The organism is Priestia sp. FSL H7-0729, from assembly GCF_038005685.1.
In the GTDB taxonomy this organism is placed as follows: domain Bacteria; phylum Bacillota; class Bacilli; order Paenibacillales; family Paenibacillaceae; genus Paenibacillus.
In genome coordinates this window covers 208,802-225,152 of the sequence record NZ_JBBOTQ010000002.1, presented here as the reverse complement: position 1 = coordinate 225,152, position 16,351 = coordinate 208,802, and the positions used below count along the sequence as shown (strand labels likewise).

Annotated in this window: 22 protein-coding genes; 3 read left to right on the top strand and 19 right to left on the bottom strand. The window is 41.2% G+C overall.

Annotated features, from left to right (window positions below):
• Positions 1-62: 62 nt before the first annotated feature.
• The 9 genes from MHH93_RS07355 to MHH93_RS07315 form a co-directional block, all read right to left on the bottom strand.
• Complete coding sequence (locus MHH93_RS07355; RefSeq protein ID WP_500053493.1) at positions 63-437, bottom strand: hypothetical protein; 375 nt, start codon at positions 435-437, stop codon at positions 63-65.
• A gap of 111 nt (positions 438-548) precedes the next feature.
• A complete protein-coding gene (locus MHH93_RS07350) occupies positions 549-1,007 on the bottom strand; it encodes a hypothetical protein (RefSeq protein ID WP_500053492.1) in 459 nt (152 codons plus the stop codon).
• Between the two features lie 47 nt (positions 1,008-1,054).
• Positions 1,055-1,510, bottom strand: coding sequence for a hypothetical protein (locus MHH93_RS07345; RefSeq protein ID WP_500053491.1), 456 nt, complete (start codon positions 1,508-1,510; stop codon positions 1,055-1,057).
• Positions 1,511-1,616: 106 nt separating this feature from the next.
• Positions 1,617-2,126 (bottom strand): hypothetical protein, encoded by a 510-nt coding sequence (locus MHH93_RS07340; RefSeq protein ID WP_500053490.1) that lies wholly within the window; start codon positions 2,124-2,126, stop codon positions 1,617-1,619.
• A gap of 486 nt (positions 2,127-2,612) precedes the next feature.
• Positions 2,613-3,002: a hypothetical protein gene (locus MHH93_RS07335; RefSeq protein WP_500053489.1), complete on the bottom strand. Its 390-nt coding sequence runs from the start codon at positions 3,000-3,002 to the stop codon at positions 2,613-2,615.
• 26 nt (positions 3,003-3,028) lie between these two features.
• A complete protein-coding gene (locus MHH93_RS07330) occupies positions 3,029-3,337 on the bottom strand; it encodes a hypothetical protein (RefSeq protein ID WP_091033326.1) in 309 nt (102 codons plus the stop codon).
• 84 nt (positions 3,338-3,421) lie between these two features.
• Complete coding sequence (locus MHH93_RS07325; RefSeq protein ID WP_500053488.1) at positions 3,422-3,832, bottom strand: hypothetical protein; 411 nt, start codon at positions 3,830-3,832, stop codon at positions 3,422-3,424.
• Between the two features lie 46 nt (positions 3,833-3,878).
• Positions 3,879-4,250, bottom strand: coding sequence for a retroviral-like aspartic protease family protein (locus MHH93_RS07320; RefSeq protein WP_500053487.1), 372 nt, complete (start codon positions 4,248-4,250; stop codon positions 3,879-3,881).
• Positions 4,240-4,497 (bottom strand): hypothetical protein, encoded by a 258-nt coding sequence (locus MHH93_RS07315; RefSeq protein ID WP_062833241.1) that lies wholly within the window; start codon positions 4,495-4,497, stop codon positions 4,240-4,242. The genes MHH93_RS07320 and MHH93_RS07315 overlap by 11 nt, the downstream gene beginning before the upstream one ends.
• A 452-nt stretch (positions 4,498-4,949) precedes the next feature.
• On the opposite strand from MHH93_RS07315, the gene MHH93_RS07310 reads away from it, so the two are divergent.
• The gene (locus MHH93_RS07310) at positions 4,950-5,270 is read left to right on the top strand and encodes a hypothetical protein (protein ID WP_500053486.1); all 321 of its coding nucleotides are present in this window, start codon (positions 4,950-4,952) and stop codon (positions 5,268-5,270) included.
• A 252-nt stretch (positions 5,271-5,522) separates the two neighbouring features.
• On the opposite strand, the gene MHH93_RS07305 is transcribed toward MHH93_RS07310, so the two are convergent.
• From MHH93_RS07305 to MHH93_RS07290, 4 genes are all read right to left on the bottom strand, one after another.
• Complete coding sequence (locus tag MHH93_RS07305) at positions 5,523-7,244, bottom strand: helix-turn-helix domain-containing protein (RefSeq protein ID WP_500053485.1); 1,722 nt, start codon at positions 7,242-7,244, stop codon at positions 5,523-5,525.
• Between the two features lie 45 nt (positions 7,245-7,289).
• Positions 7,290-8,066 carry an IucA/IucC family C-terminal-domain containing protein gene (locus tag MHH93_RS07300; RefSeq protein WP_500053484.1) on the bottom strand — a complete coding sequence of 259 codons (777 nt, stop codon included), beginning with the start codon at positions 8,064-8,066 and terminating at the stop codon, positions 7,290-7,292.
• Between the two features lies 1 nt (position 8,067).
• Positions 8,068-9,108 carry an ABC transporter substrate-binding protein gene (locus tag MHH93_RS07295; protein ID WP_500053483.1) on the bottom strand — a complete coding sequence of 347 codons (1,041 nt, stop codon included), beginning with the start codon at positions 9,106-9,108 and terminating at the stop codon, positions 8,068-8,070.
• Between the two features lie 135 nt (positions 9,109-9,243).
• Positions 9,244-9,537, bottom strand: coding sequence for a hypothetical protein (locus tag MHH93_RS07290; protein WP_500053482.1), 294 nt, complete (start codon positions 9,535-9,537; stop codon positions 9,244-9,246).
• Positions 9,538-9,695: 158 nt separating this feature from the next.
• On the opposite strand from MHH93_RS07290, the gene MHH93_RS07285 reads away from it, so the two are divergent.
• The gene (locus MHH93_RS07285; protein ID WP_500053481.1) at positions 9,696-10,070 is read left to right on the top strand and encodes a hypothetical protein; all 375 of its coding nucleotides are present in this window, start codon (positions 9,696-9,698) and stop codon (positions 10,068-10,070) included.
• 50 nt (positions 10,071-10,120) lie between these two features.
• Here MHH93_RS07285 and MHH93_RS07280 read toward each other — a convergent pair whose 3' ends face one another.
• The 3 genes from MHH93_RS07280 to MHH93_RS07270 all read right to left on the bottom strand — a co-directional run bounded on the left by MHH93_RS07280 (position 10,121) and on the right by MHH93_RS07270 (position 11,756).
• Entirely contained in the window at positions 10,121-10,705 is a 585-nt protein-coding gene (locus MHH93_RS07280; protein ID WP_500053480.1) for a chloramphenicol phosphotransferase CPT family protein, read from the bottom strand.
• Positions 10,706-10,751: 46 nt separating this feature from the next.
• Complete coding sequence (locus MHH93_RS07275) at positions 10,752-11,102, bottom strand: hypothetical protein (RefSeq protein ID WP_500053479.1); 351 nt, start codon at positions 11,100-11,102, stop codon at positions 10,752-10,754.
• Between the two features lie 87 nt (positions 11,103-11,189).
• Complete coding sequence (locus tag MHH93_RS07270) at positions 11,190-11,756, bottom strand: histidine phosphatase family protein (RefSeq protein ID WP_500053478.1); 567 nt, start codon at positions 11,754-11,756, stop codon at positions 11,190-11,192.
• A gap of 188 nt (positions 11,757-11,944) precedes the next feature.
• Here MHH93_RS07270 and MHH93_RS07265 point away from each other — a divergent pair, with 188 nt between their 5' ends.
• Complete coding sequence (locus MHH93_RS07265; protein ID WP_500053477.1) at positions 11,945-12,604, top strand: hypothetical protein; 660 nt, start codon at positions 11,945-11,947, stop codon at positions 12,602-12,604.
• Positions 12,605-12,654: 50 nt separating this feature from the next.
• Here the strand turns inward: MHH93_RS07265 and MHH93_RS07260 are convergent, their stop codons facing one another.
• From MHH93_RS07260 to MHH93_RS07250, 3 genes are all read right to left on the bottom strand, one after another.
• A complete protein-coding gene (locus MHH93_RS07260) occupies positions 12,655-13,134 on the bottom strand; it encodes a hypothetical protein (protein ID WP_500053476.1) in 480 nt (159 codons plus the stop codon).
• Positions 13,135-13,249: 115 nt separating this feature from the next.
• Positions 13,250-13,894 (bottom strand): DUF3885 domain-containing protein, encoded by a 645-nt coding sequence (locus MHH93_RS07255; RefSeq protein WP_500053475.1) that lies wholly within the window; start codon positions 13,892-13,894, stop codon positions 13,250-13,252.
• Between the two features lie 153 nt (positions 13,895-14,047).
• A complete protein-coding gene (locus MHH93_RS07250; protein ID WP_500053474.1) occupies positions 14,048-16,090 on the bottom strand; it encodes a B12-binding domain-containing radical SAM protein in 2,043 nt (680 codons plus the stop codon).
• Positions 16,091-16,351: the final 261 nt, after the last annotated feature.

Below are 16,351 nucleotides of genomic sequence, written 5' to 3'. Positions count from 1 at the left end.
GTATGCGTTTTCAGAAAAATCCACGTGGCTCTAAATTATTCTCAAATGCAATTACACTCCATTCAGGAGAGAGGTCGGAGAATTTCACCTTTCCAATTAACGATGTTTATTTCTTTATCTTTCAAGAGGCACCAATCAATGATTTCACCTATCAATTTTGGCGTGATGATCTCATCGCTCCATTTCGGTGTTAGTACTCTCCTGTATCCTATATATTCTAACGTCCAGCCTTCGAATTCTTCTCCGATGATGACTATAAATGGGATCTTGTTCTTAATACTGTGTTGTCCAACTTCATAAGTGACGATTAACCTCTTATCCTCAGAAACAATATGTAATTTGATTATCCCTTCATCGTCAATATCAGGTTCAACATACCAATAAAATAATCGATTGAAGCGAACGATTTTACGTTTATATTTTTTTCTTACACCCATAGCTCACCTCGCATATTTTGCTTAACACCGTATGAAGTATTTCAACAGTTTGCCAATCCACAATATTAACACTTTGTTATCCGATGTTGATAGGCCTTATGATCATTCATTTTATTGCTTGGTTATTCTTTCTTTATTGCCTACTATGACATCATGAATTTCATCATATAATTGTAAATCTATAAATTCTTCATGAATCCATAGTCCTTCCTCAACATCTCCTCCCCCCATACCTCCACTAATCCCATCACCAGGAAAGAGTTTTTCGTAAAATAGTCCTTGGCCTTCTCCCTCATTACAGTCCCATGCAATGGTATCTAAATCTTTTAATAGAGTATGTAATGTCTCTTCACTGCAGTTTACTAGTTTCATAGGGCAAGACAAATAGATTTGTCCTCCATAATCACCCTCCATAATTACATATACATCTGGAGTGTCCAGAGCTTTCTTAAAACTGTCTATAAATTGACTGTTCGGTATTCCATTTGCTTCATTAAGCATATGTCGAACAGGGCTATGGTGCTCTGGAATTACATTCATCTCTTTTTTTTCATCTTTTTTTCTTTCCATAAAGATACACCTCTTTGTTTGATATGTTTTCTTGGAGATATCTCAAATTAGTTATTTACTTCATTCATTCCTATGACTTGTTCAAATGCTACATTAAATTCGTTAACATTAATGTTTAAATTAATTATTCCTTCTTTATCCAGCCCTCTAGTATCTAATTCAAAAGTACCTGTCAGTTCTTCCGAGCTATTACCATCAACTTTCTCATTTATGTCCAATTTAATGTCTCTATCAATTAATCGCTCCTGAATATCATTACTCAAGATCGGTTCAACTGTTTTTAACATTATTGATGTATTGGTTCTATTTCGAAGAGTGAAATTGTATGTTACCACTGTAATACCTGCATCTTCTTCGCTCTCACCCAGTCCAAATGAAATTGAGTTTATTATGAACCCATCCTCAACAATTTTATCCGCCTTCACACTGTATGAAATACATCCACTTAGGGCTAGTATCATTAAAAGAAATATTAAAATCATTGAACGCTTTTGATTCTTCAATTTGGGAGCTCCTTTAATTTTTTTGGACTCGCTTGTTAATTTGCTATAACGTTTACTAGATACCAACGGCGATGACTCGACAGACTGAGAAGTACAAAGTTGTCCGTTAACCCCACTGATATAGATCTAAGATAAATACTTCATTACCTAGCGAAAAATAAATCTGTTCCCAATCAAACTCATCCTTCCAGTCAACCTCTGTTACCAGTCTAAATGCTTTAACATTTGACCCTTCAAAGAATTCTTCCAACAGTTTAATCAGTTCATTACTCACGTTATTTGACTCTTTATCTAGTTCTGCAGGCGTTTCTCCATCAGTGTCCGGATATTTAACACTTACGCCAAAATTCTGTAAGCGAAATAAAGAGAAAAACCATCTTGCGGTAATATTAAATATCTCATCCTTCCAATCATATAATTCGCTTAGTCCTACATATTTAATATCTTTGTGATCTTTTAAATTACTATTAGTATTATGAAGTTCTATTGCTCGTTCTATTGGCGAATCAAGCTTTATAAACTGATATTCATGCCCATAGCATCCTCCGAAGTAAGTAACTACATTACTTACTCCTTCTAAATATCCATTAATTCTGCTAAACAGTTCATTATTCATAAAGTCACATCCAATATCTTAATAAGTTGACTTTCTCTGTTTCACAATTAAATTCCTTATTTACTCCATAAACTCTTAATATCTTCTACTATAGTTTTTGAAATATGTTTGGATGAATCCTGAGGATACAACCGTACTGTTACGATAAGAGTTAAACATATTGTTAATCCTAGAATAACTCGCCCAACAACTCTAAATCTGGTGTATCTAAGCAAATGATAAACTAAACTGGATGAGATCAGAATAATCACGCTATTCACCAAAAAGGTCATGGGCAAGCTTATAATCCTGCCTAATCCGGTGTTAGGATATTTTAGTAAAAGTAAAATCTCTAATACTACAAATGGAACTGACAGTAGAACAATATAAAAAATGACTTTTGAATTTCCTCTTCACCACTGAACTCTCCTACTCCAACTCTTTTAATACAATTGCACATAACATTTAGTGTTTACGAGCCCGAGAACCTTAACTGACCAGTATTTATTATTCTTGCTTCCATTGATGTGATTCGTGTAGTTTACCAGTTTCATAAAAATACTTTAGCACTTCCAGCATGGGTATTAATTCTATACAAATGTTATCGCAATAATTTCCCAACTGACCACCAATTACTAGAGAAATTTCACTGTTTCCCTGCTTATCGTTCATAAGCGTATATATATGTTCATCCATTGTAATAGACACTACAAAATATTCCGGTCCGCCTCCAACTAATGCTGAACCTGTGTCAGATACCTCAAAAAAAACTAATGTAAATTTATCTCCATCGAGCTTTCTCAAAAAACGTAAACTGTCTGCCCATGTAGGGTTCATAACGATCTCTTCATTAAATGTGTTCCCATTCCGCTCATCAATGCTAATAGAATTTATCACTTTTTCTTTTTATCCTCCTTCTTTCATCACACATATCCATCTTCAGGTTCACCAACATCAAAACCCAACACTTTTGTCGCTTCCAACTTAAATGTTTCTATCCAAGACATCCATACATCGCTATTCATCTGTGCATAAAATGATAATCCACTAGGCTCAACGGATGCTTCAATGAAAACATCATCCTCTTCAGTTCCAAACCAATATGGAATTCCACTTTTATAACCAATCCACCCTGGCATACGCTCATATACTTTAGAAACTTTATCCCATACCTCATCAGGCAGGTCATACCTTATATTTAGGTTACAATTATGAGAGTTTATGTTGTTCATTTACATTCTCTCCTTCTGCATTAGAAATATATCAAAATTAATCTTCTACTTTATGTAAAGTGCTACAACTCTTCCACCACTTGCTCAAAGTTGTATCTCTTCATTCTTATACACTTTTTTCGTTATCATTTTTGTATATTTTAATCTCGTGATTTCAATCAAGTCATTTGGCTGCATCATATTCAGAATAGGGCTATCTTTGATTGAAACTTTGCTATTACCTCGTCCCAACCCTTTAACTATAATGATATTTTTATCCTTCTTCACATCTACAATTTGTCCGATCGTTATGAACTGCTCTTGTTTCTTGAGATCAAGATAAGTTACAAGGCCCAGTATACAAAATATAATAAAGCTACATGTTGATAATGCAGTTGTCCAAGCAGGAGGATGATATACAAAGTATCTAGTAGCTAATTGAATTCCAATTATAAAAACAAATAAAACGATGAGTAGGAATTGCTTTTTTAATTTCCCTTTAGCTTTTTCGTTCATAGCTTCTCCCTCTAAGTAGATTTCACCATAGGCGTTATTTCAAAATTCACTTACGTAACTCTAGTAACTTCAAGTCAATAATAAAGTTTTGTTGTTTCAGAATATCCAACCCGAGAAGACCTTTATGATCTTTAGGCAATATGCCTACATCGATCTCTATATTCTGAATATAGTTTGTGCCTATTACAATCCTATCCATGATTTTTGTGTAGAAAGGAATACTCCCTCCAATCCCGTATGCTTCAAAAATCGAATCCCCTGTTTCATAAGTCACGCCGATTTCCTCTAAAATATCAGGACTAATGATCGTATGTGAAGATCCAGTGTCTATAATAACATCGTCTATTATCAGTGTTCTTCCTCTAAATGTAACGGTAAGTGACGTTGTAATTAGCTGTCCATCATAGTTAATTTTCATTCGTATTACGTCTCACTCTCATTAATGGATCTTTACGGAGATGAATCACAAAGTCTTGATTCGAAGTATGATATACAACGTTACCAGGCTCTACTCGAAAAAACTCTTTATTCGCATCTTGTTCTGATACGGTACGAATTGGTGCAACTTCATCTACAATTTTTTTGTTATCTTCCTCATGATAATGAATGATAGAAACCAGAACAAATTGGTCTGGGAACAGTTCTCTAACCTCTTGCCATTTCATGTGTTATACCTCCTGTTATTCGTATTGGTTCAACTTTCTATCATTTTAACATATCCCCCTGACTCGTATCGTATATCGTTCCTGCATTATTAACAATCGGCCTATTCCAATGTGTCCTCATTCAAGTATGTAAAATGTACAAAGAAACCGTCTCCTTTGGTATATGGTTGCACGCGCTTCCACCTACTACGGGACGGTTTATTTTTCTCATGAAAACCTGCCTCTCCAACCAAAACGCCTGCATAATCTGTTCACCTCAAAGGGTTTCCGGCATGAATGTTGTTCTGGTAAGCAAGGATCAATTATTTTCTAATACACCTCATCGATAATGTAATCGTTCCGCATAAATACCTCCTGAATTGAACATTTCAATATGATTATGTAAACTAGTAATAATTCAATCTTTATAGTGCATTTATTCCTTTTTATGAAAGAAAGTAGAGGTGTCCCTTTTGAGAAAACCTTTCTTCCTGTTTTTAATCTTAATTATCTCATCTCTCTTGCTTGGAGCATGTGCCTCCAAAGAGGAAAAGATGATTGTATCCTCCGCCGAGAAGTTTGCTGCAAATTATATTCTCGAAAAGTACGGTGAAACCGTTCGTTTTACGGAGTATAGATTCTCTCCTCCCGATCTATCCAATTCGGTAGGCCTCCATGGCTACATTGAAGGCGATAAGAAAAAGAAGGTATTTGTTTTCGTTAACTACGATCCTTTAAGTATTGAGACACTATCGCTTCCTGAAGGTATATCCAAGAAACCAAATTCCAAATAGAGAGTTGAAGTTATTTTTAAAACGATCAATCTATATAAACAATTTGAATCTATAGGGAATATATGGATTGTATCTTTCGTCAATTACTTCTGTCAACGTTCTCCGCAACAATAAAATGAAGAAACAAAGCGATCTACATAATAGAATGATTGTGTTCTGAAATTAAGATAAACCTCTGTTTAAAGAAGTTATCCACTAATTTGATGAATTCTGAATATACAGAAATAGAGGGAGTCACATCAGAACTCCCTCTCATCCCAACAACGCCTGTTCAATCTGATCCACAATGCCATTGATGCCTGTTGGTCCATAACAACCGATCCATGTCGCGGCATCTACGGAGTGTATTTGCTGTCGCTCATCTGTATTAAGCATCCCCCAGACACGTTGCTCGGTCGCGGATATACCCTCCTGCATGATTTCATTGCTAAGCAAAAAGTAGTGGCTCGCCTGAACAGCCGGTAGTCTCTCAACAGAGATATGATAGGCCGTGTCGGTGGTATCTGCTACAAATAATGGAACTGGCAGACCCAGATCACGGTACAGCACAGCGCCTGTACGATGCGAGGCAGAATGTACGCGAACAAGAGAATCTAGTGGACGAATCAGTGCCACGCTCTTACCTGCCAGTACTGGAGCCAGTTCTTCAGAAAGCAATGTGGTTCGTCGGTGATAATCCGCAAGTATTCGTTTTGCCTCTGCTCGCTTACCAGCTAATTCACCGAACAGGCCAAGAATGGTCTGCCAGCTCTCATTGCGCTTAAACATAAGAACTGGAGCGACGCGGCTTAACCGTTCATAGTACTGATCATGTACCTCGGTGCAAATAATCAGATCCGGGGACAGTCGTTCGACAGCAAGCAGATCAGGGTACTCATACGTTCCGAGTATCTGGGTACTCTGAAGTCCCGTCCTGATATATTGTGGGAAATGGAACGTTCCACTTCCCAATCCCACACTTCCTGCTGGAGACAATCCAAGCGCAAGCAAATGATCTGCATATTGAACATCAAGTACAGCGATACGCTGTGTAGAATGGGTGATAGGATATTCACCCCGCATATGGCATATCACTGGACCTTGGTCCGACTCGTACGAAGAAGCCATACGATTCCGCAGCAAGGATTGAGCATAATTTGCATCTGTTTCCTTAGCGGCATCAAGCCGATAACGCAGCGGAGGAACGCCATAATATTTCTTAAAGGCCCTACTGAAATAATACATGTCGCGGTAGCCCATCTTGTCAGCAATTTCCCCAATGGACGCATCCGTATGATGTAGCATCCGCGATGCATTTTCCATCCGTAGCTGGATGACGTACTCCATCGGTCCAAGCTGCTTCTCTTGTTTGAATCGTCGCTGTAACTGCCTTACGCTGCATCCGGCAAGGGCTGCCAGCTCCTTAAGCTCCAGATTCTGGCGATAATGCGATGATATATATGACACGACTACATCCACCATGTCGGACTCTGCTCCGCCTTGACCACGTTCATACTCCATGATCAGTTCATAGATCATCCCCTGAAGCAACGCATGGGCATGAAACCGTTCCAGTCCTTCGCCACGACGCCATTTGGCAACGATTTTTTCCGCATTCTGGATCCATTCTGCCTGAGTCACAGGGTTCTGAATAAACGAATTTTGCAGCGGATGTTTGCGATACGAGGGCATGGCATGGGAGGCTCCTTCCATGGAAGAAGCCTCGTACATGATTACGATATAATAAAGTTCGTCTGATCTGGCCGTCAGCGTAAAGGATGCTCCCTTCACCACATGACAGGCAAAAGAAGCTCCAATGTGGCAACCCTCGCCATCCATTGCAAGCTCCCCTTCCCCTCCATATGCCAGCAGCAACACATTTGAAGTTAAATCCGTTTCGTCTAAAACGCTGCCTGTCTGCAAAGTACCGCTATACCCGTCAAGCATCTTGATCGTTGTATCACTCCATAGACTTGTCTGTTCTTGCAGCGGCATTTCTCTCATCTCCTGACAATAGCAAAGGTAAAGTTGTTGCTGTTGTCATTTTAGTTGAGATTCTTTCTCATTGTCAATTTTCGGACATTTGAGACAATATTCACCTGACATCTGGTAATAGAAACAGCAGGTAATTCGCTCGCTTTTGGCAACATGCACATTGTCCTTACAATCGGTGAAGCGGGTTAACGGATTCTTCCTCTCACCAAACACTTCCCCGGATGCCACCTGCGTCAGATATGAAAAGTCCTCTTGAATGATCTTACTTTCCTGCTCTGTCTCGGCTTCATCAGGAGCGAATAGTCGGCCGATCCGTACCATGATATTCTCCCAGAGAATACTCATCGAAAGAGGCGCAATCGCAGCAAGTGTCTTTAACAGAGGTGTAAGCTGTACCGCAAACATCTCCTCGAGCACCTTTTCCCGCCATGCTCCCCTGTCTCCCGTTAGTCCTTCAGCCTGAAGCCCATTCACCGCTAAAAAAGGAAATCGTGTGCCGCCCTCATGATCTGAGAGCGCCGGATGATAGAGAAAGCTGTTCTCCAGCTGAAAGGTAACATGCTGATGATGAAACGTCATCGCGGTCACGAGCGGAGTCGTCCATAGAAAGCCAAGCCGCTTGGCTAACATGGAGGCTGCGACTTTCATGTCAGGCGCATCGATATAGTTCTGAAACCAGCGGATATACTCTCGACACGCCTCTACGTCATGCAACTCACTCAAAGCAATGGTACGGGCACTATGTTCAGGCGGCTCACCAAGCAAAATCGAATGATCCTCTACCGTCTCTTTCCATAAGTCTGTCGAGAGATATGGGTTCATATTAGTTCGATCCGAGCAGGGCTTCGGATGCCTGATCTACAATCAGATTAATCGCAAGCGGCCCGTAATAAGCGATCCACAGAGTTGAGTTCACGTCATACGTGCGGTTATTTTTCACAGCATCAAGAGACTGCCATACTGGATTGTTCACCATCGCCTCAGCTTCTGCCGCAAACAGCTCATCCGACAGGACAAAATAACGATCTGCCCCAATCTCAGGCACTTTTTCCATCGAGATTTCTACGGAACCATCTTCATTAATCTCTTGTACCAGAGCAGGCATTTTCAGCCCCAAGTCATTGTACATAATACCGCCAATGCGATGCTCAATCCCGTGAACACGAATTCCTTCTTTTCGTGGACGAATGATCGCCACTGTTTCATCGCCAAGTTTCTCTGACAATTGTGCTTTCAGCCCGGCAATTTTCTCTTCATACGCTTTACGCACTTTCTCTGCCTCGTCCTGCTTGTCTGTAATTTGGGCAACCGTAGCTAACGTATCACGCCAGTCTTCGTAGAAATCGAGTACCAGGGTAGGGGCAATTTTGCTTACACTCTCATACTGTTTCTCCTGGAAGTCCGTCATGATGATCAGATCCGGGTCGAGTGCAACAATGGCTTCCAGGTTAGGCTCGTCCCGTGTACCCAGAACTTCTACGCCATTCGGCTGGTCTCCTAAATATTCTGGAAAATCGGTATTCCCTCCTGCTATAACACTTCCTGCTGGCTTCTCGCCAATCGCTAACATCTGATCCAAAAACTTAACATCGAGAATTGCAATCCTCTGTGGTTTTTCGTTTAGAGTGATGTCACCCTTCATACCCTTGATCGTTACAGGAAAAGCTCCATCCGTCTGCGTTTCCGCATTCGCAGGTGTCTCCGCTGGCGTTGCCGCAGATTGCTTACCGCTATCTGTACCTGCTCCGGCACCGCAAGCCGTCAGGACTAGAATAAGGGCCATCATCAAGCCCATGAGTAATCGTGATTTGTGAGCAGTGTAGGCTTTGTTACCAGCCGTTTGCCCCTTTGTTCCTTGTTTCATTTGTAAATCCCCCTCATGTATATACTGATAATGATTTTCATTATCGAAACATAAAGAGAGTATATACGATCTCCGTATCGTGTTACCATGTACTTTTGCGACATTTGAGCCGGACTAATGCGACATGGCAAGCGCTTATCCGCCCTTTAATTTCTCAGCGATATACCCTTGCAGTCGGTAGATGTCCGAAAGAAGCTCCTCTTCCTCCGGCGTATTCCCATACTCCCCTAGCCATCGTGGTGTGTGGATATGCCACTCATCTGTCAGGTATTGCTGTTCATCCCGATACTCCAAAATATGTCCCAGGAAATATTCCAGTGATCCAAAAGATTGTTTACGACTATCGTTGATGATGGATTGTGTTTGTTCAATGATTACCTGTAACATGTGTTGAATATGATCTTCTAGATTCATAGCGTTAATTTCCATCAATTACTCCCCCCTATCTCTACAAAAAATAAATTAGTATATTATTTAAATGAGCCTAATATTTCTAAACGTCGAATTCTGTTCTGATTAAATACAATAAATCGATGCCCAATGAGTATTGAGACATCGATTCATATCATCTAATTATGAGGTGAATCATGAGTATGCGACCAAACATGAAGTTTAGCATTATTATTAGCGCAGTTATTATTGTCGTTGTTCCTATTATCATTGGATTTTATATGTTGAACAAGGTTGTCGATCCTGACGAGACAATGGTTACGAGAACTGAAGTTTCTCCTGAGCTTATTACTATAACAGGTGGATTTGCAGACAGTATTAGCAGATATCACGGCTACTACCTCTCACATCATAACAATTCACTTTTCATTCAGATTAAAGGCAGTAAACTTCCTATCGGTGGTAGTAAAGACTTCACAATTTCATTTTCTAATACTTATGGGAGTGTTGATGAAATCTACTTAATAGGTCCTGGCAGCAACTCTAAGAAAAAGATTTGGCCGAATCCCTAACTTTCATTGGAATGGATATCATATGATCTGACACAATCAGTTTCAGTTTCTTAGTTTCTACTGCTTAATTTCTTAAATGCCGAGTATTCCTGATCAGACTTCATATAACTTAATATTTTTTCCGCACATTCAGCTGCACCAAGCTCTTCCGTATTCACTTCCAGATCATATTCATCATAGGAGTAGATGTAGTCGAACTGGGAATGGGCAAGTCCAATCTCACGATCTCCCCTGCTCTGCTCTCTTCTGGTGAGTTCTTCTTTCGAGCAATGCACGCCTACAAACAATATCGGATAATCCGAAAGCAAATTATAAAAATCGTTAAACCACTTATCATTGCTGATGACCGTATCCACGATGACATTCAAACCCATTTCCGAAAACAGCTTAATGGTTGCACAGTACAATGAATTGATCGGGTCGAACAGGATATCGGTCATCACATGGTGTTCCACTTCTCTTGTTGGTTTCATATCTGGATATGTATTGTCGATAAACTGATCATAATTATGCAGAAATTGATCTACAGATAGATGATGGAACGGAATGTCTCCCTGATTTTTCATTTCCATCGCAATACTCGTCTTCCCCGAACTTGATGTTCCGTTCAAAAATATAATGAGTCCTCGTTCCATATTGATCACCCTTATCTATAAAATAGAAAAACGCTGTTCTGCCGAATTACCACTCTCTCCATTCTTCCGTAATATCTTCATCCTCCTGGATGTCTAATCCAGCCAGCCTAGCCGCCTTGTCTATAAAATCAGCCAATTCTTCACGTTCCATCGTCTCAATAAAGTAACCATTGGCCTCATTCATTTCATTAAACCTAAGCACAACTTCTTCTACAGCCTTCATCATGCGCTCAGAATCTTTCGTTTCTTGTAATGCTATTAATTGGTGTAAATATGTATCCAGGGCTTGATCAGACTTGAGTAATCTCTCTTCTGTGAAGAGCTCATCTCCGCCTTCAATCATTCTTTCATTCCATAACTTCGTTGGTTTTTGATGAAACAAGTTTTGTAACGTCATTGGAGTCACCCCTTAAAATTCAATTATATCTATACTTTACCTGTAACCAAAATTATGAACAAGCGTTCACGCCTATTCACTTTCACCCTATTCACTCCATAGCCTTGTCACGTTCTCTAATTCCATCTCGTCAAATTGTAATCGATAAATGTCCGGTTTCTTGGTTTGATTCATAAAATCCAATCCGTAACTCGAATCAAAGTAATTCATCATCAACGTCATTACATGTCCGTGTGTGCCGATCGCCACTTTTTTACCCTTGTATTCTTCTAAAATCTGTTTCAACACGCCCACTGCTCTATTCTGGCAAACCGTGTTCGACTCGCCTCCTGGCAATGCATAATCCGGGTCATCAAACATCTTCTTCGAAGCAGGCTCGAACTCTTCATCCGCAATCATATCATCTGAAAAATGTCTTTCCCGCAGATCCTCCATGATCTGAATATCTAATTCTAACGCTACTGCCAGACCCTCTAAGGTGAGAATAGCCCTGGCATAAGGACTTGAGACAATGGAATGTATTCCTTCATTCGTTAATATTTCCGTTATTCGTTCTGCATTCATCTTGCCCTCCAGGGTAAGCCCCCTCGTTCTTTCCGTTCCGTCCGTATACGGTGACTCCGCATGCCTTACCATATAAACGATGGTCTTCATAGGACCCTCCTTGAATTTCTTCTATTAAAATTTATGATCACGCATTAGGTCCTTCAACTTATTTTGTCTTTCCGTTCCAAAAATCAATTACATAGTGCCATCATATTTTAGATACTGAATTAATTCAGGATTGATAATTTGCTAGACATTTTAATTTACAATAATTTTCAGATATGTGTATAGTAGAAATGAAGCAAGATGCTTTCAAAAGAAAAGAAGTTAAATCTAACGGAGAGGATGAGATCATGTCTTTTTTCAAAAGGAAGGTTGTACTAGTCTCTTTATTCGTATTGGCTATCTCTGCTGCTGCAATCGCTTACGCAAATGGTCAATCGAAACCGGACGTGCCCATTCATAAAGTCGTCAACCTTTCAGCCAACTCTTTAATATTTCATGAAATAGATAAGCTGGATGCGTTCGCTGAACTGATCGTTATTGGTTATGCCACAAAAGATTTCAGAGATCGAGAGCATGTTATTACTGCATTTGATGATGGAACCATGCAATCCTATCACACCAATACAAATATTAAGATTGAAAAGATATTGAAGAAACCCGAAGATTTCCCTTCAGATCAGAACGAATTGAAGATCATTGAACCCGTTAGCCTGGAAGGAGACGTCAAATATACAGTTGATGACTATGTAGAACTACAGAAGGGTGATAAAAGTGTGCTTTTCTTGATGAAAAACACCTTTGGTGATTATGGATTAATCAATGATAACTTAGGCAAATTCAGCCTTGAAGGGATAACTCAATATAGTTTAACTCAATCCTCCACTGCAAAAGAGTTATCAGAATACGAAACTTTCCGTGACTCCGTTATGGAGAAGTACCACTTGAATTAAGGTTTTCATCAAACAACGGTGACCTTTGCGGACATAGCTGCCCCTTCAATCTATTGCACTTCTTTATCAAGGCTTACGTCAAATGATGAAGTTATCGATTTTTGTCTAAAATCATTGGGTATCACTTTAATCTCCACGTTTAAATGTATAGATTCAGGCAGATTCATTTCAGTTATATTCTCATAACCAATGAAGTAATAATGCTTCTCGTCTAGTTCTATCAAACCGCCACCTGTTGAGCCAGAAGTTGAAATCAAATGTCCGTCATGATAAAGCTCACAAGCAATATTATATTCCGTTAAACTAAACCCTTTCACTTCATATCCAACCTTGATTTGATTTCCCGTGTAATCAGCATTTCGTAAACTAATCGCACCACCATCGACCATTTGGGTCTGAATTGCAATATTTGTCTCGGGCATCTCTGGTTTCTTTAATAAATATCCTACTTTTAGGTACCATATAGCTCCTAATACAACTACAGCAAGTACAATCATAGCAATGATAAACTTCTTTTCTTTTTTATTCATAGCCCTTACTCCTTACATCTGAACACTCTTGAAGTTCTTTCCAAACCTGTGTTTCAAATAATACATTATCCCTGCGCGATCAACATCAGAAAATTGTATTGGATCATCCAACCCACTATCCTAAAAATACCTTGGTAATTCTGTCTCTATCATAATCTAAAATCCAATCACTATATTCTTTATAAATACCCCTCAGATCTTCCTTTGATGCTGAAATAACATCGCAACCTCTATCATCATAGATATGAAATATCGTTTTCTTACTTATATTAATGAAATACACCCTATGATATATCTTTGGCTTAATTCCAACTTCATGATTACATATAGCTTTGATTAACTGATTATATTTCAAGTCCTCAACTCTACATTTAGTCCAGTACCTATACATGTTGTTCCTTGGGTCTGAGATGTCACCTGTTTCACAATCCAGACCTGGAAATATCTCAAGGCTCAAGGCTCTAATTGGCCCTTTCTTCTTGATATATTTTCTGTACAGGTTCAATTTTTTCACTTTGTGTTTAGGCTTATCTGCAAAATAAGCTTGAGTTATTAATAGGACTTCATCTTCTTGATCATGAAGAGCCTTAAATAGTTCAAGTGATCGATGATAAACTTGTTCCATGTAATGCTCCGTATTCATTCCAAACATCAGCGGATTGCCAAGTTCGAATCGTATTGCAACATCCCAATTATAAAAAAGAGGTGGCTCTAAGGTCAGGTTTGGAAAATGCTCTGCCAGGTAAGTCTTCAGATCCATTCTGTGGCCTCCGTGTCTTCTAGGTTTTTTTACAGTACCTTAATATGAGAGCTTTGCTGTTGTAAAAAAAAGCGCCCCGACCTCATAGTCGTGGCGCTTCCTCTTGCTACATGGCACCAATTAGCCCATGCAGCTTATCTCAGGCCGCTGCACCTACATGGCAGCGGCTTCTTCTCCCAGCGGCAGCGTGTAATACTGCGCCTGCTGCCCTTCATGCTGCTGGTATACAACGACCAGCAGCGTCCGGCCTTTCGCGGCAAGCGGGCTGGCGCCAGCTAGCACACGCTCAAGCCGGAACGGAAGCACATCCAATACGGTGTGCTTCTGCAGTTCCTTTTCGCCGAGACCAAGGTCGGCGAAAGCACGGGCACCCATGACCGTCTGTGCGGTCATGGCCGAGGTCATCGGCAACGCACGCGAAGCGCTGCCGTCTTCCCCGTCCGCCGCTCCATCCGCGGCGGACCCTGTTGCGTCGCCCGAAGTGAGCGACGCTTCAACCCCGGCTTCGCTGCCGATCACACCCGCCGCATCTGCGGCAGAGTCTTCCCCGGCAGCAGCCGAACTTCCCGCAGCGGCACTCGCACCCGTGCCGCTGCTTTCCAACCATGCCGTGCCAGCGGCACCGGCAACACGTGGCAAACGAACGTCTTCCGGACGTTCAGCCAACCTTTTCATATAACCAGCCCACTGGTCTTTCTGAAGCGGATCTTCCCACCAGATTTTGCGTGGTTTGTATTTGTGGCCGAGGAAATAGTCCAGCTTCATCAGGCCGAGCACGATATCCATATGAGGCGTATTCCGCGACTCCAGGAAGCTGTGCAGACGAGTGAACAGATCCTCAAGTTGGTGACCAATCTTCTGCCAACCTTGACCTTCCCAATAATCCCCGAACGCCTGGAAGAAATCAAACGGTGAGTTGAACTCCTGCTCCATCAGATATTTTAACGTGTGGTCCATCCGGTGTGCGTTCCAGTATTTCTCCAGCACATCTTCCAGCCGCTTCAGGCGCACGATGTCGCTGAACGGCAGCACATCACTGCCCAAAATCTCATACGGCGCGTGATCCATATACGTATAGTTGTACTTCTCCGCATCCAGACGCAGCCCCGTACCACGCAGCATTTTGAGGAATCCAAGCTGCAGCTCTTCCGGACCCAGTGCAAATACATCGTTAAACGTTTTGCGGAACGTATTGTAATCTTCCTCCGGGAGTCCGGCGATGAGATCCAAATGCTGGTCGATTTTGCCGCTGGCTTTAACTTTGTTTACCGTGCGGCTCAGCTTCGTAAAGTTCTGGCGACGTTTCACCAGTTCATTCGTTGGATCATTCGTGGATTGAACCCCGATCTCGAACCGGAATGTGCCTGGCGGCGCATTCTCTGCCAAATAGTCCAGTACTTCAGGACGCATAATATCCGCCGTAATTTCAAACTGAAACACCGTCCCCTGATGATTCTCGATCAGAAATTTGAACATTTCGAGCGCATAATCCCGCTTGATGTTGAACGTCCGGTCTACGAACTTGATCAGCTTCGCACCCTTCTCAATCAGGTACAGAATGTCAGACTTTGTCCGCTCAATATCGTAATACCGCACGCCGACCTCAATACTGGACAGACAGAACTGACAACTGAACGGACAGCCCCGACTGGTCTCAAAATATACTACCCGTTTCCCAAGCTCCGGAATATCCTCTTCAAAACGGTGCGGTGAAGGCAGATCGTTCAGGTCCGCCTTTGGCCGTCCTGGCATGAGAATGACTTCATCCCCTTTGCGATACGCCAGTCCATACACGAAGTGGAACTTCTTGCTTCCTTCCAGCTCCGTCAGAAGCTGATGCAGCGTCTCTTCCCCTTCACCCATCACGATGAAATCGACATTCGGAATTCGGTTCATCCAATATTCTGTGTCGTAAGACACTTCCGGCCCCCCCAGCAGAATTTTCACGTTCGGCATAACCTTTTTCAGGTTATCAATGACCTTAATCGTCTCTTCGATGTTCCAGATGTAACATGAGAAACCAATCACATCCGCGCCGCGCTGATACAGATCAGACACAATGTTCATCACCGGGTCCTTAATCGTATACTCCGCCAGGTCAATATCAAAATCCTTCTCACTGTACGCCTTCAGACACCGCAAGGCCAAAGAGGTATGGATGTACTTTGCATTTAATGTAGAAAGAATAACCTTCATGGTTCACAACCTTTGCCTGGACACCCAGACCATATATTTTTTGGGAACAGTAAAGCATCACAGCCATCCTGCCCCGGATGCTGTTCGTGCAAACCTCTTTAATCATAGCCATTCCACGTCTCATGGACATATCCAACTTTTGTCTTTCAAAGAGTGGACACTCTTTTCATAAAGACATATACACCTCGCCAAATCTAAACCACAACATACAGTGTACAACTAACTAAATAAATCTATATATTGTACACACTACTTTCGGTC